The sequence below is a fragment of the Candidatus Woesearchaeota archaeon genome, from assembly GCA_030651135.1.
Classification (GTDB): domain Archaea; phylum Nanobdellota; class Nanobdellia; order Woesearchaeales; family JACPBO01; genus JACPBO01.
In genome coordinates, this window is record JAUSCS010000013.1 from 161,068 (window position 1) to 178,108 (window position 17,041).

Below are 17,041 nucleotides of genomic sequence, written 5' to 3' on the forward strand. Positions count from 1 at the left end.
TTATCTTTCCATTATTTCCTTTGTCTTTGCAATGACCTTTTTTGCCAGTTCAAAAAGTTCTTTGTACAAATCATCTTTAATAGAAAGGCTTGTTCCGTATTGATACAGCTCCCTTATGTCAATTGTTGTTTGTTCCTCTTTTTTCTCAATATCTAAGGATGATATTTTATCTAACAGCTCTTTTTCAAAATCAATTTTACCATCTTCAATTAAGCTGTGAACTAAAGCAAAAGTGCATTCCTGATTCCCAGAATCATAACCGAATTTTGCAGCTATTGCAAGCAGGCAGTGATACATTGAATAAAACACGGTGCTTGCGCTTATGTCTGAGAAATTCCCTTTTTTCAAATAACCTGTTGCTTCAAGATAATGCTCTGCTTTTGTTATATGGCCTCGTGCTTTTTCTAAGTTTGGATTTGCCTTGGCAAGCCCTCTATGTTTTCCTGTTTCCTTTAATTCCCGCTCTGCTTTTTTCAAGCACCATTCAACCTTGTTTTTTGCATGGCTCATCTTTTCATCACATCTATAAATGTGTCCTCCCCAAAAGCAACTATGCCTTTTATGGCATTCAGTATTATCTTATCCTGTTTTTTAATGTTGCTCTTAATATCTTCTTTTGATTGGTATATGGGATGCAGCTTTTTTATGTTTACGAAATTTATTTTTTCCACTTCTTTCTTAAGCTTTTGAAATCTTTTTTGTTCTGCAGCGAGAAGCACATCTACATCTTTCGCTTCCTTCTGCTTATTTAAGACAGAGCCGAACAATAGTGCAAAATCTGCATTTTTTATTTTGCTGATTTCCCTCAGCCACACCTTTACGTAGCTTGAAGCCTGCTCTGCTTCTCTTTTCAGCAGAAATTTTATGTATTCCCTTACGTAATCATTTTCAAGAGCTAATTGATAAAACCTTGCTCTCCCCAATTGCCTTGAAACTATTATCCCTTCCTTTTCAATCCTTCTTGCTATCTTCAAAGCGCCCATCGGGCTGATTCCCATAGCTCTCGCTATGCTGCTCGCGTTATATTCTGTTGCTGGATTTTTGAAGATGCCCAGGATAAAGAGCATCTCGTTTTTGGCTATGTCTCTCATATAAACTCCAAGTTTAAATATATAAACTCCAAGTTTAAATACTTTTCGGTTTTGAAATGCGCAGATGATCGGTTTTATTGAAAATTGCACATAGGGTTTAAAACCCCGCACTTTAGTGCTGGGATGAGGTAACAATACTAAACTTTTCCAATTTCTTTTAAAATTTTCTCCACATCTTTTGCCGTTTTCTTTCCTAAAGAAGTTATTTTGTAAAATCTGAACTTACGCTCATTAGGATTCTCACAAACTATTACTTTTCTGCTCAAAAGCTCTTTTAATGTCCTGCTCGTATGAGATTCGTACATATTTGTTCTTTTCATAATTTGGGAGGGGGTTAGCTTCTCCTTTGCAAGTAGAAGAAGTACTTTTCTTCTATTCTTGGCTCTGAGGACAAATGAAATTAATTTACAATCCATATGTAGAAATGGTAAGTCAAATAATAAATAAGGATACTACCATTTCACTTACCAAAATTAGAAAGATTTAAATAGCCTTTGTACTTAACAGGCACCATAATAAGCAGGGCGGTTTTTATGAAAAAAATAATATTAATAGTATTGTTTGGATTGATTTTGGGCATTTTGGTTTTAAGCGGATGTAGTAATTTAGACTTGAATAAATTGAGCAAAGAAGATGTGAATAAGATAATTGTCTGCGAGAAACCTTATATAAGACATGCTTCTGAATGTTGTTTAGACCAAAATGACAATAAAATATGCGACAAAGACGAAACTCAGGAAGTTCCAAAAAATGAAACTCTTATTGAATCTCAAAAAACCGATGTTGTTGCCGAGAATAAATCCGAAAAACCTGTTGAATATATAATCCCAACAGACAAATGTGTGACTGTAAAATTTACTAAGGATGTTTGGGAAAGTTATACTGAACAAGAGCCTTACACAGATACAGAGTATTATTATGTTACCGAAAAGACAACAATGAGCTGCTTTGATGCAATGAAAGAAGGTCTTAATAAACATCCTGAGTGTCTAAGTTCAAATTCGTTAAGTGATATAATTTGTTCTGGTCAATGTTATAAAGAACAAGAAGTCCAAAAACAAAGAGAGGTAACTAAATATAGGTCAACGACTAAATCTCGTTTGGTGACAAGCACAGAAGATAGAAACTTTTGTGGCGAATCTATTAGGCATGTTTGTACTATAAGTTCAGAAGGACAAATTACTTGCCCTGAAAGTTGCAAAGAAACAAGTTTAGGAGATATCACTTGTCAAACCAAAAGGTAATGAGAAAGAAAATGCCTAAAAAAGTAACAACAAAAGAACATCGGATGTTATTTGTAACTATATTCGCCACTATTTTAGTTGCTCAAATTGCCGATAAAATTTTTGATTCTTTTTTAAGAGTATGGGGTTCACCAGATTTTAATTTTATTAGTAAAATAGCAGGTATTGTTGCTTACGTTTTGCTTGTAGGCATTATTTTGTTTTTTACAATGCTCATTGCATTAAAACTTTTTGGGTTTAAGACAAATAAATATTTTTAGGGTGATTTAAATGGCTAAATTTGAAGGTTCAGCAAAAATATCGAAAAAAGAAGGTGATACCTCTATCAATGTTAGTTTGGGTAAAAAAGGATTTTTTGAAAGATTAAGAGAAAGAAGAGAATCTCAACTAAAACAAAAGCAACAATTTTGCGGTAATTGTGGTAAATTTATGAAAGAATCCTTTGCTATTTGTGCTGAAGATCAGAGAAAGCTGATGTATGATTGGCAAAGAACTTTTTTGTGTAAAGATTGTGCTAAAAAATGCAACAAATGCGGTAAATATTATTGTCCTACACATTTAAAGAAGCATAAATGCATTTGATAGAAGACGAGTATAAAAAGTAAAAGGTAATGCAAAATGATATTAGATGTTTTATTTGGTTTAGTGCCAAAAGAATACTATATTTTGATTAGTCCAATCTCATTGATTATTTTAGGCATAGTGATAGACACAAAAATAAAAGAAGGCGAAGGTTTTGTTGGGCGTCTTAGTATGTTTTCACATTCTATGGCCTTAGCTAGCTTTTATTCATCTATACCAAAAACACCTTTAATTATGAAAATAATTGTGAATATTGCGATCATCTTAGGTCTTATTGGGGTAATTGCATATGCTATGAATAAAAGTTTAAGCCATGAAAATTACTATAAATTTACAAAAATATTTAATCCTTTAATAACAGGTCTATTGATTTTAATTTATTATATTTTTCCAACGTGGTTTATTTAATTACAGCCAAGATTACTACATCATCGCAGAACTTACCGTAAACTTTATAAATTCTGAAATTATTATTCTCTATTATGCCAAAAACAAGCATTCCAGAATGCTGCATTGACTGCATCAAATGGGAAAAGTTCAGGGAAGACTGCCATGTCTATTGGGAAGGGAAGAAGAACTGCACCCAGCATTCCAGGCTTTGGGGCAGTGAACAGCCTATTCTCTGACAAAATAAGGAAAATAAACAAAAACATTTATAAATAAATTTCAAATCTTTATTTCTTAAGCCCTCGTAGCTTAGACGCATTGGGTTTAGGCTCATGTGGAGCAATAGGTAGAGCGCATGACTGTTAATCATGAGGTCGGCAGTCCGAGTCTGCCCGAGGGCGCTTTTGGCCCCGTAGCTTAGCCTGGTTAGAGCGTACGAGTAGAAGCTACGAAACTGATAACCGGCTTAGACATCGTAAGGATGAAAAATCCCGATTAAGGTCTGGAGTTCAAATCTCCGCGGGGCCATTTTCTTATGAAAAAAACAAGTATGCCTCCGAAAGAAATAGAGCAATTGACAGATGACCCTTCGCTAAATATTGCGCTCGACACAATCAAAATAAAAAAACAGGCTTTGATTTTCGTAAATACAAAAAGATCAGCTGAAAAAACAGCTGAAGAAATTGCAAAAAAGCTCAGAATAGGGGATGAAAGCCTTAACGAGTTATCAGAAAAAGCATTGCATGCAATTGCGCAGCCGACAAGGCAATGCATAAGGCTTTCAGAGTGCCTAAAAAAAGGCGTCGCATTCCATCATGCCGGGCTGCATCACAAGCAGAAAGAGCTGATTGAAGAAAGTTTTAGGAAAGGTGCAATAAAAATAATTTGTTCTACACCAACACTTGCATATGGTTTGGATTTGCCGGCATTCCGCTCTGTGCTGAAGGATCTCAAAAGATACGGGCATCAGGGCTATCAATACATTCCTGTGCTTGAATTCTTGCAGATGGCTGGCAGAGCCGGGCGCCCTAAATTCGACAGCTTCGGGGAAGCAATCTGCATTGCATCATCAGAGCCTGAAAAAGAAAAGATATATGAAAAATTCATTTTAGGCGAGCCGGAAGAGATATCTTCAAAGCTTGCAGTTGAGCCTGTTTTAAGGACTTATCTGCTTTCGTTAATCGCTTCAAATCTTGTAAATACAAAAATCCAGATAATGGAGTTTTTTGAAAAAACATTCTGGGCATTCCAGTTCAAGGACATGGAAAAGTTAGAAGCGATAATTTTGAGGATGCTTGGCTTATTGGAAGAATGGAAATTCATAAAAAGCTCCGCAAAAGAGGATTTTAAATCTGCGAATGCTCTTGAAAACGAATCTTATGACGCAACATTGATTGGAAAAAGAGTTGCAGAGCTTTACATTGATCCATTGACAGCGCATCATCTGATAACATGCCTAAAAAACAGCAGCGTTGTGACTGTGCATTCTTTTTCGCTTCTGCAAATTATATCGCATACTTTGGAAATGCGGCCTTTGCTGACTGTCAAAACAAAAGAATGGGATGAAGTGCAGGAAAAGCTTGCAAGTTACGAAAATAATCTGCTGGAAAAAGAGCCGACTCTTTACGAAGAAGAATATGATGAATATCTTAATTCTGTTAAAACAGCATTGTTTTTTGAAGAATGGGTTAATGAAAAGAACGAGGAATATTTGCTGGAGCAATACAATATAAGGCCTGGCGAAACCAGGGCAAAGCTGAATATTGCAGACTGGCTGCTTTATGCTTCTGAGGAATTGTCGAGAATTTTGGAAATAAAGCCTATGCTTAAAGAAATTCTGAAATTAAGGTTCAGGCTGAAATACGGCGTTAAGGAAGAATTATTGCCTTTGATGAAATTAAAGCACATTGGGAGAGCCAGGGGAAGAATGCTTTTCAATAATGGAATCAAAGATATTGCAGATGTCAAAAAAGCTGATTTGACTGCATTGACGCAGATCCTTGGATCCAATACTGCAATAGACATTAAGAAGCAGGTTGGAGAGGATTTTGAGAAGATGAAAGTCAAGGAGAACAAAAGAAAAGGGCAGATTTCTCTGGCAGATTGGGGCGAGTAAGTTGTTTTTATTTATTTGATCTGTAAAATATTTCTCTTACAGACTGATTGTAGTGTAATCTGTTAATTGTGTAAGTAATTCTTTCCGTCAATGCGTGAACCTTTACAAACGGCAGTTCTAAAACTTCTTTTGTCTGAGGAATTGAGTCTGTAACATGCAACTCTTTAAGATTGTACTTTTCATTGGCTTCAATTAGTTTAGGTATTGATTTTTTATTTAACTTATTATGAGAAATAGCGGCATATATTTCATTAATATTGCGCTCCTCCGATAAAGACTTAGCAGCGCCTATTATTGAGTTGGCTGTGACTGTTTCATCATCTGTTATTAATGCTATATTTTTCCCATCTAGTTCACCTATGACTCCTAAAATATTTGCTTCTTGATCTTTCGGCCTGACTTTGCTTGTGATGCCATAGTCGATACCCATTGCTTCTGCATAATGTATTGTAAATTTAGCTCCACCTGCATCTGTTGAAATAGCTATCACATTTTTTAAGCCCCTGAATTTTTCAGATGTTTCGATAAACAAATCCAGGCCAGTTAGTGCTATTACCCCGTGAGGCTCATAAAATCCTTTTATAGCGTCTGTATGCAAATGGTAAAATAAAATCTCATCCATGCCTGCAGTTATTAACAAATCAGCAACTAGTTTCGCTAATGTTGCCTCTCTTTGATGAAATGTTGGCTTATCTTGCCTCGAGTATGCAGAATAAGGAGTTACAGCAGTTATTTTTTTTGCTCTATGTACTTTTAAAGTCCTAATCATTTGTAAAAGCTGCATCAGATTATCATTTACAGTTATGTTGGATGTTCTGTCAAGGACAGACTGGAAAACAAATGCATTTGAGCCTGCAACATGTTCGGGAAGCCTGGGTCTTGTTTCTGTATCATCAAATATCATGGTCATTGGCTCTCCATTTTTGCCTCCGCATAATAATGGAACCACTTTTAATTCGCTTTTGTTCTCTTTAAGTCTTTTTTCATAACTTTCTTCTACCTTTTTAGCCAATTCTATTCCAGAATTACAGGCTACAAATAACAGCCAGCCATTAGGCCCTGCCAATTCTTTGAATTTAAGCTCTTCAAATTTTTCAGGTGTTATAAATGTGTCTTTAAAATTAGCCATGCACTCCCCCTTAAGTTTTAAATCACATTGTAATTTAAATATCTTTCTCTTTTATTAACTACTTAAAAACAATAATTACGTAATGGAGCGTAAAAATTAAATAATAGCATCACGTATAACTAAAATAAAATGGCATCACTTAATTTCAACGAAAAGGTTCTTGCTCTTGTCAGGAAAATACCTGAAGGAAACGTAACGACATACAAGGAGATCGGCAGGGCATTAAAGAGAAAAGGACAGATTTACAGGGCAGTCGGAAGAGCATTGCATGAGAATAAATGTCCTGTGATCATACCATGCCATAGGGTTGTGAAAAGCGATGGAAGCATTGGAGGGTATTCAGGAGGAGTTAAGGAAAAAATAAAATTATTAAGAAAGGAAGGGATTGAAATAAACAAGAACAAAGTTGTGGGGTTTGAAAAGAGAATGTTAAAATTTTGATTATTTTTCAGTCCTATAAGCAACCAAATGCCCTAATGATGATAATTCTTCTATTCTGTTCCATGTATCAAATATGTTCAAGAAAGGATCGCCAAATCTATTGAACATCTGCACCCTTTCATATTTTTGATTTTTTGTGTTAAATCTTTTCAGGCTATCAAGAAATCCCCCAATCACTTGTACACCTTCATAACTGGCTTTAATCATTTCAGACATTTCATGATCTGACTTTTTTTCGCCGCTTAATATTGCAGTTAGCAGGTTATTGACATTTTCTAATTTCTCTACATCTAGCTTCTCTAAACCAGGAGGTACAGCAGGTGAGAACCTGATCTTTTTATTTTTATACCGGGGGTGATTTTTATTGTGAAGATAAAAGACATCCACTCCTTCTTTATAGCATTCTACTCCATGAGGGACACATTTTGCAAGCGGAAATACCCTCCTTATTTTAGTTAGTTCTCCATCTGGAATTTTCGTGGTGTCTAAATATTCCTTGTATCTTCGTATATCTGGATTAAATGGCTTAAGCGTCTCTTTTATAGTATCACCTATTTCTCTTTCAAAATAAACTTCAATGCCAATGGGGTGGCCCATTATTTTGTCTGTTCTTTCTTCTGCAATCTTGGCATAGTTGCCTAAAAATTTGTTTAGTCTTTTATGCAAATCATCAAATCCTTGAAGGTCACCTGAAAGAGCTAGATTTTCTAGATGGTCTAAATTCTTCTTTAATAAAGCATATACTTCTTTAGTTATTGGATTTTCAATTTGTATGGCGCCATACATTTTGCCTTGATTGGGATTTGCTACAACTCTTCCAGCTGCATCCAGCATCAGCCTAAAAAGCAATGTGGAATGCTTCTGCAGCCTTTCAAGACCGACCTTTTCAGACAGCTGTTCAAGCATTGACAGGAATAAATAAGCTATTGCCTGGGGCTTAACCTGTAAAGGGCCCATTTCTAAATCATGGTCGTGAGAATCGCGTAATATGTCTGTATTCGCCCTATTTTTGTCAAAAATAGCCATTAATCTGTTAAACCAGGGGCCGCCCTCTTTAGGCCTCTCGGGAACAAACAGCACATTCTGCCCTAAAGGCGATACAGTCGGCCTATACATTCCATGGACGCTAAATATCTCTACATTCGGCTTTGAATATTTAATCATGGCTTGGACAGACTTTGTTTTTGTAGAAGTAAGATCAGCTATGGCTTCATTAGCTTTGCCAGCCAATCTTTTTATTTCTGATTCCGTAATCCTCTCAATATTTTTTCCGATAATGTCCATGATCGGCAAAGAAAAAATCACAAGATTGCTTTTATCAACTAGCTCTTCAGAACTCATATGAATATAGCCCCTTTCAGAACATAATCTTTTGGCTTTTTCAACATCAATATCAGATATGGCAATTTCTAAATTCTGCTTTTTTGCATTTTTTATAATGTCTGCAAAATGAGATCCCTCTTCCCCCGCTCCGCCGATTATTCCAACTAGTTCTGTCATTTTATTACTTCTAGATCATTCCTTCTAAATTTCTAAGCCCATCTAATACGTTCTTTTCATCAAGCCCGCTGTTTCCTACAACCTCTTTGCGCAATTCATCAATTCTTTTTTGAATTCCATGCACTTCCTCTTTTGTAAAACCGTCTCCGGCGGCCACGTCTATTTCGTGTTCAATACTTTTAATCTCTTTGTTTTTTGAGGTATATTCCTCCTTTGTTAATGAACCAGTCACAACAGTCAGAATTATGTATTTGTCAATTATCGATAGTTCGTACCTAAGGCTGTTAGCCATACAAGGCGTAGATAACTGGCTTACGTCTTCTCTTAGATCTTCTACATCCCTTTGGTTATTCTTCATTACTTCTATAGCTCTATGATCATACCTGCTGAGAAAATAAGCAGAAATCAACATACCAGACACAAAAGTTAAAGCGTAGGTAATGATTTTTCCAATTGGTTTCATTTTGCCTGCTAAATAACTTCCCTAAGAACGATCTTAGAGGATATTTATGCCCCTCTTTTTTTAATTTAATCAAACATATTTAAATTTATTTCTTCCTTTTCTTCTTCACTTTCTTAATCTCTTTCTCAAGATCAAGCTCATCCAGTAATTCCTTGTATCTGTTCCTGATCGTGACTTCTGTCACGCCTGCAACATCTGCGACTTCCCTCTGCGTTCTTTTCTCTCCGTGCATCAAGGCTGCGACGTACAAAGCAGCTGCTGCAATTCCTGTTGGCCCTCTTCCGGATGTTAATTCGGCTTTCTGCGCCCTTTCCAATATCTCAACAGACTTGCTCTGTGTTTCAGGGCTTAATTTCAGGGCAGATGCAAATCTTGGAATGTAATCAGCAGGATTTGAAGGCAGTATTGTTATGCCCAATTCTCTTGTTACAAAACGATAAGTTCTTCCGATTTCCTTTTTCTCAATTCCAGATGCCTCGCTTAATTCATCCAATGTACGAGGAACTTCATGCCTTCTGCAGGCAGCATATAAAGCTCCGGCAACAACAGATTCCATGCTTCTTCCTCTAACCAGACCGCGCTGCACAGCCAAAGTGTAAATTCTTGATGATTCTTCTTCAACAGACTTTGGAAGCTTCAGATAAGAGCTGACTCTTTTCAATTCAGCCAGCGCAAGCTTTAAGTTCCTTTCAATAGCTGTAGAAATCCTATACTGCCATTTTCTTAACCTGAAAAACTTGTTTCTGGCTTTGCTTCCTAATTGATATAAATCGCCATGCTGGCCGACTTCTGTACCTAATCCCTGATCATACTGCGTGTATGTCATAGGAGCGCCGCCCCTTCTTTTTGATTCGCCCCCTTCGTCTTCAAAATTACGCCATTCCTGCGTGAAATCAACCATTTTGTCTTCAATAACAAGTCCGCAGTCTTTGCAGATAATCTCCCCTTTATCTTTATTCCAGAATAAGTTTATTCCGCCGCATTCAGGGCATTTTTTGACCATTTCAGGCATTTTTTTCACCAGATAGCTTTATTCTTATAGCTCAAATATGGATCTTTTGCTGTTATACCCTTTTTCTTTCCCCAACATATATAATGAAGTATAACAATATTTATAAAGGAAATGCGTAACTCATATTTAAAGCTTTCGGTATTTTTGGACTTTTAGACGGTGAATTTTTTCAAAATTTTTATAGAAAACTTTAAAAAAGTTGTTATTTTCAAAATGAATGATACAAAAATTTATATAATAACCCCTTATACGTTCTTTCATGCCGCGATGGCACAACCTGGTACTGCGTCAGCCTTGAGAGCTGATGGCCGAAAGGCCTTTCCGGTTCAAAACAATGATGTGTTAAATGGTCCTTAAAAAGATTTTTTGCACAGAGCCTGCTTCGCAGGCTCGATTGTCGAAAGTCCGGATCGCGGCGTTTTTATTTTACAATAAATGGCAAAAAACATGGCACAAGCATTAAAATTAAATGACTCAGTCAAGTACCAGAAAGGATCTGTTGTAAGCAAGGAAATAATACGTAAAGGCACAGGAACAATCACTCTGTTTGCTTTTGATCAGGGCCAGGGATTGAGCGAGCACACTGCTCCGTTTGACGCATTTGTTTATATACTTGACGGAGAAGCTGAAATCTCCATAGATAAGAAGCCATTTCAGTTAAAAGAAGGCGAAATGATCATAATGCCTGCCAATCATCCGCATTCATTGAAAGCAAAAAAGCAGTTCAAGATGATGCTTGTGATGATAAGATCTTGAGTTGAAACTGTCTGGAGAAAAAAGAGCGCTAAACGAAAAGTTTATATTTAACTACTCAATACTAGTGAATTATGTTTAGAAAAGGAATAGAGGGCATCACAAAAGATGCGCTAAAGGAAATCGAAAATGGGCACATTCATACTTCTGAAAGAGATAGGCCAGGAGAAACTTACGTCAAAGTGAACAAAGGGTATAGAGTATATTTTGAACACTATGGCCCCCGCCATATTCCTCCGCAGATAACCGGCATTTATAAAAAAGAATCCTGTGGTGAAAGATTTAGCAGAAGGACAAGAAGATTTATTCATAATTTAAAATATATGAAAACAAGCCACGCTCTTTTGCTGGCCAGTGCAACTATTTCTGTTTTTTCAATGTTCTATCTTATGGGACCACCTTCGCATAAAGAAAAACTTTTGTCTCTTCTGCTCCCCGGGCGTGTTGAATATAATGATGGAAGCATAGTTATGAAAGGTGTTAGAACAAGGTCGTCAAATGGAACTAAAGAAGAATGCGACATTATCTGGAATCCCGGCGAGTGGTTAACATACCAAAAAGGAGGCCTACAAATTGAAAGAGAAGGAGTTGGAAAACCATGGGACATGTCTTGGGGGGAAAGAGGTAATTTTTATTTGGGAACGCATGATAGAGGCACTATTGAAGGCCAGATGACCCGAGATGGTGTTAAATACAATCAATCTCAAGGGGCAAACAGGCAGATTCAAGGAGAAGAAATAACTTCGAAAGACAAGAAGATTGAAATCAAAGATTATTAAGCTAGTATAAATGTTATTTAGTGAGAAAATGAAATGCTTTACATGCGGAAAATCGGAATTAGTCAGGAAAAAATCAGAATATATGCAGTTTGGAATGAGCCTTGGCAGATTCGATGCTTTAGTCTGCCCGCAATGCAGGGAAACTTTGTTTGAAGGCAACGTAAGCGAGCAAATTGAAAAGAAGGCAAAAGAACTGGGGATCTGGGGCTTAGCGAGAAAGACGCGGATCGGCACTTCAGGATCGTCACTTGATGTTAAGCTACCAAAGCAGATCGCTGAATTCTTGGGCTTAAAAAAGGGCCAGGAAGTTGTTATAGAGCCCACAGCAAAGAGGAAGATAGAGATAACGGTGGTTTGATTTATTTCTGAATTTTTAATAAAAAGATTAATAAAGAACAGATAAAATAATTGCATTGCAATGGATAAAGAAAAAACAAAGGCAGAAATAAAGGAACTTATTGATAAGTACAATAAAGTTGTAGAAGAAAAAAGAGTTAATAAATACAATGAAGAAATGACTAAAAAGGATTTTATTCTGCCTTTATTCCGTGCTTTGGGCTGGAATATTGAAGAGTCTAACGAAGTTTCAGCAGAAGAAAAAATCTCTAAAGGCAGAGTGGATTATTCTTTCAGGATAAATGGGATTCCTAAGTTTTTCTTGGAAGCAAAAGCTTTGAAAGAGGACTTGGATGACCCTAAATTTATTGAGCAAACCATAAACTACGCATGGCATAAGGGCTGTACTTGGGCGGTTCTTACTGATTTTGAAAGCGTTAGGATATTTAATGCAGAATGGAAAAGTGCTAATCCTTTACAGGCTCAATTTGGGCAATCATTGCCTTGCCATTTGTTTTTAGAGAGATTTGATCAATTATGGCTTTTGTCAAGAGAGAGCTTTGAGCAGGGTTTGATAGACAAAGAAGCAGAAAAATGGGGAAAGAAAACTAAAAAGACTTCTGTTGATAAACAGCTTTTGGCAGATTTTACTAGGTTCAGGGAGTTGCTTTCCAAAAACATAATGAAGCTTAACCAAAGCAGGAATTTAAAAGAAGAAGAACTAGACGAGTCTATCCAAAGGATTTTGGACAGATTGATTTTTATAAGAAACTGCGAAGATAGAGAACTAGAAGAAAGAAAATTATGGGAAGCTAAGAACGAAGCAAACATCCTTAAAAAGCTCAGGGAAGTTTTTGTTTATTTTGATAAACAATACAACAGCAAAATCTTTGCCAATCATTTATGCGATAGTTTGGGTATAGATAATGAGGTTTTACATGAAATAATTGAAGGAATATATCACACCAAAGATAAATCAGTTTCTTACGATTTCTCAGCTATTGAGGCAGATGTTTTAGGCAACATTTACGAGCAGTATCTAGGGCATATTTTAAAGAAAAGCGAAAAAAGGGCAAAACTTACAGAAAATCACGCACATAGAAAAGAGCAGGGAATTTACTACACACCCACTTACATAGTGGATTATATTGTAAGAAACACTTTGGGAGAATTACTCAAAGATAAAAATATGAATGCTGAAAAGATAAGGATTTTAGACCCTGCCTGCGGCTCTGGTTCGTTCTTGATTAAGGCTTTTGATGTTCTGAACGAACACTACTCAAAAAATGACAAAGACTACAATCAGACAAAGCTGGACTTGAAGACAGGAACGCCATTTACAACAAAAGTAAAAATTTTGCAGAATAATATTTTTGGCGTTGATTTGGACAAGCAGGCAGTTGAAATAGCGCAGCTTAATCTTCTATTGAAAATCGCAGAACGAGGGCATCGGTTGCCTTTGCTTCAGCAGAATATCCAGAATGGAAACAGCCTAATTGATGACTCAAGTATCGCAGGTGATAAAGCTTTCAATTGGAATGAGAAATTTAAGCAAATAATGGACGAAGGTGGTTTTGATGTTGTTATTGGGAATCCGCCGTATGGTTATCGTGGAATTCCAACTCCTGAAATAAAGGGAGCGTATGGCAAAAAATATGTAACCGCTGAAGGTAATTTTGATATGTATCGCTTCTTTATCGAACGTTCGATTAATCTTCTGCGGGAAGGAGGAACACTGGGTTTTATCATCCCTAACACCTTTTTAACTGCAATATCATACAAAAAATTACGAACGTATATCCTTGATAACTGCACCATAGAAGAAATTGTGGATGTAGGCTTAGCCGTTTTTGAAGGAGTGACAGTTGAGAGTATTATATTGATACTCGAAAAGAATTCTGTCAAGAACGAAAGAAATAGACAGAATGTCAGTATATCCATCTGTCGCTCAAGAGATAAGTCCATAACCGACCCTACTAGCACTTACTTTATATCTCAATCAAAATTTAACGAAACGAAAGACAACAACTTTAACATTTATCTAGACCAGAAGACAAGCCACATAACTAAAAGGATTGAAAACAGCTCGGTATCTCTTGAAAAGATAGCCTATGTAACTGTGGGGATAAATACGGGTTACATAAAAAACGTTTTGGTGGCCAACAAGAAGGTAGACAACAGATACCATAAACTTCTAAGTGGAAGGGACATATCTCGGTACTTCCTTAAGTGGCCTGGGCAATGGATATTATACGATAAAAAAGTTGTAGACAGTTATGGGGACAAAGGACGAACATTACCTGATGAATCAATCTTTAAAGAAGATAAGATACTTGTACAAAGAACAAGAAGAGGTATGGCAAGAAAACTTATCTGCACTCTTGATAACGAGCAGTACTACAATCTCAATAGGCTTGGCAATATAGTAATGCGAGACAAAGGTTTTTCATTAAAGTACTGTTTAGGTATCCTAAACTCAAAGCTAATGGATTACTATTTCCAAAAAACGTTTAATGAATATGAAGTAAAACCTGCACACCTACGGCAGCTACCGATTAAGCAAGTCACTCTATCTCAACAGCAACCCCTAATAAAACTTGTAGATAAAATGCTCTCCCTAAACAAACGCCTAAACGAAATCGGCGAGAAGAAGACAGATGAAAGGGCTAAAATCGAGGAAGAAATAAAGAAAACTGACGCTGAAATTGACGAGCTTGTCTATAAGATTTATGACATAACTACAGAAGAAAAGAAGATCATTGAGGAGAATTTGAAATGAGTGAGATAGAATCCATCATAGACTATTTTAAGAATGAATTATCTTTGTTATCTGGTAATTTTGAACAACTTGAACAGGAAAGAAAGTTCAATATGAGCCTAATAATTCTTGTTTTCTCAGCCATTGTTGTATTATCTTCCTCATTGTTTCAATCTTTTTTACAACTAGAATTAATTTTATTATACCCAGGAAGTATTTTTATTATTAAGTTAATCTTATTTTTAATATTGTTTTTTATAATAAGCTTTATTTTTTTAAACACATATATTCCTTATAAAACTAATAAATTTTATTTTGATATGAAAATAAAACTCGAAACGATTCTAAAGTGTTTATTTTATTTTAAAGCGATAAAAATAGATAGCAAAAATGTGTCTTTGCTTACAGATAGACTAAAATTTGATTTATGGGATAATAGACCCAAGAATATTTTTAAAAGGAAAGATTATCAAAAATATGAAAATTTGAGGTTAAAAGAGTATTTACAGGTAATAAGTAAAATCAAAAACAAATTGGTCGCTGAAGAAAAGAAGATCATTGAGGAAAGCCTGAAATGAAAAAACTAACAAATCCGAAAGACTATTCTTCATTAATAACAGATATAGGCTCTTTACTCGAGCAAGGCAGAAAGCAGGCATATCAGGCAGTTAATACAATTCTTGTCAGAACATACTGGGAAATAGGTAAGAGAATAGTTGAATTTGAGCAGCACGGAAAAGAAAAGGCAGAATACGGCTCTGCGCTTTTGGAAAACCTTTCCAAAGACTTGAAACTAAGGCATGGAAAAGGGTTTAGCAAAAGCAATCTGATATACATGAGGCTGTTTTATCTTAAATACAAAAAAAGTGAGACGCTGTCTCACCAATTGTCATGGAGCCATTATTTTGAGCTTCTAAAGATAGAAGATGATTTAGAAAGGTCATTTTATGAAATAGAGCTATCAAAAAAAAGGCAAGTTATAGAAACTGCCAAAGATTTGATAAAAGATCCGTATGTGCTGGAATTTCTGAAAATACCTGAAGATTACAGCTACTCTGAAAAAGAACTTGAACAGAAGATTATTGATAATAGTACAAACTTAACGAAAACTTTATAAATAACTGCACTATAACATTAAACAAATAAGAGGTTGCTAAAATGGAGTTCATCTCATTAAAAAATGTTTCTTTAAACTCGAAGATACTTTTACTAAAGGAATTAGGCTATAACTCAGATGGTGAGTTTGTTGTAGGTTCTGATGGGAATAAGGTAGTGGACAGGTATCTAAACATACCAATAATGGTGAATAATATGGTAATTTTTCCTGGTAGCGAAATTATTTTGGACGATAATGAATTAAGTATTTCTTCCTATATACAAGAGTTTGGAGAAGATGTCCTCGAATAATCCTGTCTCTGATGCTGCTGAGGGTATTACAAAGGGGGTTTTAGAATGGTCTTCTGAGAAAATAGCTTCGTGGGTAAAAAAATTTAGAGATAGAAAACTTGCATTTATACAAGACCAAAAAACAATAGAGGTGGTCAAAGAGCAATATAATTCTGGTGAAACAAAATTTTACAAAAATTACATAAAAGATGAAAAACTTTTATTTCTTGTAAGATTAGGGTTAACGCTAAGAAAGTTAGAAGAAGAAGATGAGAGGCTACATAATCTTAGAGGTAAAATTTTTAAAAAATATAATGTAGAAGGATTGCATATAGCGGAATTTGCTCAAAATGGTGTGTTGAACATGTATGTAGGAATTCTTTTAGAGGAACTAACTTCGATACAAAAACTTGAAGATGATATAGGCGAGCTCTTGAAAAATATAGAGAAATATACGCTTTTTGTTCAAGGAACAAGTAAAAAAGCAGATGTTATAAAAACTGTAGATGTAAAGGCAAAATCTCATTCGCCAAAAATTTTTATTATTTCAGGTTTTAAACAAGCGGCTAAACTTGTTTCAGAAAGCGTAGATTCGATTAAGATCATTCTGGAAGATTATGATTTTGAAAGATTTAGTGGTGGAGAAAAAGAGATCTTATTTTTTAAAAAGAAAAAACCAGCAACATAGCAGAGCAAAATTAATGAGGAAAGCCTGAAATGACTGAAACCGGAATTAAAATCGAATTGGCAAAATCTTGGTTTATAATGGCCCAACTAACAATGATATTGGCTGGGTTTTTGTTTGCAACAGGAGGAGTTGCATGGACTAATTCTTTGAATTCCTTGAACTTCGGGTTTAATTTGATTAGTGATGTTTGTCAGAATTTAAATAAAAGTGCGATTCCTACTGCATCGTATGCAGATTTAGTACCTAATTTGGTGACTAGCCAAATTGAGCTAGCTAGATTTTGTATTTTATTTGGAGTCATAATGACCATCATCTCTCTTCTCTTTTTCATAATCGGGCAAACACAATTAAGAAATAGCGACAAATAATTATTAAG

At 35.6% G+C, this 17,041-nt stretch carries 23 protein-coding genes and 3 tRNA genes; 19 read left to right on the top strand and 7 right to left on the bottom strand.

The genetic code is table 11. The annotated features are described in order from the left end of the window. The 3 genes from Q7J54_07500 to Q7J54_07510 form a co-directional block, all read right to left on the bottom strand. Positions 1–510, bottom strand: a complete 510-nt coding sequence (locus Q7J54_07500; protein ID MDO8741383.1) for a HEPN domain-containing protein — start codon at positions 508–510, stop codon at positions 1–3. Beyond that, positions 507–1,091: a winged helix-turn-helix domain-containing protein gene (locus tag Q7J54_07505; GenBank protein ID MDO8741384.1), complete on the bottom strand. Its 585-nt coding sequence runs from the start codon at positions 1,089–1,091 to the stop codon at positions 507–509. Before Q7J54_07505 ends, Q7J54_07500 begins: the two co-directional genes overlap by 4 nt. A gap of 137 nt (positions 1,092–1,228) precedes the next feature. After that, positions 1,229–1,507, bottom strand: coding sequence for a winged helix-turn-helix domain-containing protein (locus tag Q7J54_07510; GenBank protein MDO8741385.1), 279 nt, complete (start codon positions 1,505–1,507; stop codon positions 1,229–1,231). 117 nt (positions 1,508–1,624) lie between these two features. Between Q7J54_07510 and Q7J54_07515 the strand changes: the two genes are divergently transcribed. The 8 genes from Q7J54_07515 (at position 1,625) to Q7J54_07550 (ending at position 5,420) form a co-directional block, all read left to right on the top strand. Then, positions 1,625–2,335 (top strand): hypothetical protein, encoded by a 711-nt coding sequence (locus Q7J54_07515; GenBank protein MDO8741386.1) that lies wholly within the window; start codon positions 1,625–1,627, stop codon positions 2,333–2,335. An 11-nt stretch (positions 2,336–2,346) separates the two neighbouring features. After that, complete coding sequence (locus tag Q7J54_07520) at positions 2,347–2,595, top strand: hypothetical protein (protein MDO8741387.1); 249 nt, start codon at positions 2,347–2,349, stop codon at positions 2,593–2,595. A gap of 10 nt (positions 2,596–2,605) precedes the next feature. Beyond that, complete coding sequence (locus tag Q7J54_07525; protein MDO8741388.1) at positions 2,606–2,917, top strand: hypothetical protein; 312 nt, start codon at positions 2,606–2,608, stop codon at positions 2,915–2,917. Positions 2,918–2,953: 36 nt separating this feature from the next. Further along, positions 2,954–3,325 (top strand): hypothetical protein, encoded by a 372-nt coding sequence (locus Q7J54_07530; GenBank protein ID MDO8741389.1) that lies wholly within the window; start codon positions 2,954–2,956, stop codon positions 3,323–3,325. Positions 3,326–3,399: 74 nt separating this feature from the next. After that, positions 3,400–3,543 carry a hypothetical protein gene (locus Q7J54_07535; GenBank protein ID MDO8741390.1) on the top strand — a complete coding sequence of 48 codons (144 nt, stop codon included), beginning with the start codon at positions 3,400–3,402 and terminating at the stop codon, positions 3,541–3,543. Between the two features lie 59 nt (positions 3,544–3,602). Further along, positions 3,603–3,705, top strand: a tRNA-Asn gene (locus Q7J54_07540). A 5-nt stretch (positions 3,706–3,710) separates the two neighbouring features. Next, positions 3,711–3,832: transfer RNA gene (locus Q7J54_07545), tRNA-Ile, on the top strand. 7 nt (positions 3,833–3,839) lie between these two features. Further along, positions 3,840–5,420: a helicase-related protein gene (locus Q7J54_07550; protein ID MDO8741391.1), complete on the top strand. Its 1,581-nt coding sequence runs from the start codon at positions 3,840–3,842 to the stop codon at positions 5,418–5,420. Between the two features lie 7 nt (positions 5,421–5,427). Here the strand turns inward: Q7J54_07550 and prs are convergent, their stop codons facing one another. Then, positions 5,428–6,549 (bottom strand): ribose-phosphate diphosphokinase, encoded by a 1,122-nt coding sequence (gene prs, locus Q7J54_07555; GenBank protein MDO8741392.1) that lies wholly within the window; start codon positions 6,547–6,549, stop codon positions 5,428–5,430. A gap of 129 nt (positions 6,550–6,678) precedes the next feature. On the opposite strand from prs, the gene Q7J54_07560 reads away from it, so the two are divergent. Then, entirely contained in the window at positions 6,679–6,990 is a 312-nt protein-coding gene (locus tag Q7J54_07560) for an MGMT family protein (protein ID MDO8741393.1), read from the top strand. Here Q7J54_07560 and Q7J54_07565 read toward each other — a convergent pair whose 3' ends face one another. The 3 genes from Q7J54_07565 to Q7J54_07575 form a co-directional block, all read right to left on the bottom strand. Beyond that, positions 6,991–8,490: a prephenate dehydrogenase/arogenate dehydrogenase family protein gene (locus Q7J54_07565; protein MDO8741394.1), complete on the bottom strand. Its 1,500-nt coding sequence runs from the start codon at positions 8,488–8,490 to the stop codon at positions 6,991–6,993. Positions 8,491–8,500: 10 nt separating this feature from the next. After that, positions 8,501–8,953 (bottom strand): hypothetical protein, encoded by a 453-nt coding sequence (locus Q7J54_07570; GenBank protein ID MDO8741395.1) that lies wholly within the window; start codon positions 8,951–8,953, stop codon positions 8,501–8,503. An 85-nt stretch (positions 8,954–9,038) separates the two neighbouring features. Further along, on the bottom strand, positions 9,039–9,965 hold the full coding sequence (locus Q7J54_07575; protein MDO8741396.1) for a transcription initiation factor IIB: 927 nt from the start codon (positions 9,963–9,965) through the stop codon (positions 9,039–9,041). A 261-nt stretch (positions 9,966–10,226) separates the two neighbouring features. Between Q7J54_07575 and Q7J54_07580 the strand changes: the two genes are divergently transcribed. The 10 genes from Q7J54_07580 to Q7J54_07625 all read left to right on the top strand — a co-directional run bounded on the left by Q7J54_07580 (position 10,227) and on the right by Q7J54_07625 (position 17,033). Beyond that, positions 10,227–10,383, top strand: a tRNA-Ser gene (locus tag Q7J54_07580). Positions 10,384–10,412: 29 nt separating this feature from the next. Continuing rightward, positions 10,413–10,721, top strand: a complete 309-nt coding sequence (locus tag Q7J54_07585) for a cupin domain-containing protein (GenBank protein ID MDO8741397.1) — start codon at positions 10,413–10,415, stop codon at positions 10,719–10,721. 71 nt (positions 10,722–10,792) lie between these two features. After that, positions 10,793–11,497: a hypothetical protein gene (locus Q7J54_07590; protein ID MDO8741398.1), complete on the top strand. Its 705-nt coding sequence runs from the start codon at positions 10,793–10,795 to the stop codon at positions 11,495–11,497. A 10-nt stretch (positions 11,498–11,507) separates the two neighbouring features. Further along, positions 11,508–11,855: an AbrB/MazE/SpoVT family DNA-binding domain-containing protein gene (locus Q7J54_07595; protein ID MDO8741399.1), complete on the top strand. Its 348-nt coding sequence runs from the start codon at positions 11,508–11,510 to the stop codon at positions 11,853–11,855. Between the two features lie 60 nt (positions 11,856–11,915). Next, entirely contained in the window at positions 11,916–14,612 is a 2,697-nt protein-coding gene (locus tag Q7J54_07600; GenBank protein ID MDO8741400.1) for an N-6 DNA methylase, read from the top strand. After that, on the top strand, positions 14,609–15,169 hold the full coding sequence (locus Q7J54_07605; protein ID MDO8741401.1) for a hypothetical protein: 561 nt from the start codon (positions 14,609–14,611) through the stop codon (positions 15,167–15,169). The genes Q7J54_07600 and Q7J54_07605 overlap by 4 nt, the downstream gene beginning before the upstream one ends. Then, positions 15,166–15,708, top strand: a complete 543-nt coding sequence (locus Q7J54_07610) for a DUF1016 N-terminal domain-containing protein (protein MDO8741402.1) — start codon at positions 15,166–15,168, stop codon at positions 15,706–15,708. The genes Q7J54_07605 and Q7J54_07610 overlap by 4 nt, the downstream gene beginning before the upstream one ends. Before the next feature lie 41 nt (positions 15,709–15,749). Then, on the top strand, positions 15,750–15,998 hold the full coding sequence (locus tag Q7J54_07615; protein MDO8741403.1) for a hypothetical protein: 249 nt from the start codon (positions 15,750–15,752) through the stop codon (positions 15,996–15,998). Then, entirely contained in the window at positions 15,985–16,665 is a 681-nt protein-coding gene (locus tag Q7J54_07620) for a hypothetical protein (GenBank protein MDO8741404.1), read from the top strand. Before Q7J54_07615 ends, Q7J54_07620 begins: the two co-directional genes overlap by 14 nt. Positions 16,666–16,694: 29 nt before the next feature. Then, a complete protein-coding gene (locus Q7J54_07625; GenBank protein ID MDO8741405.1) occupies positions 16,695–17,033 on the top strand; it encodes a hypothetical protein in 339 nt (112 codons plus the stop codon). The last annotated feature ends 8 nt before the right edge of the window (positions 17,034–17,041 follow it).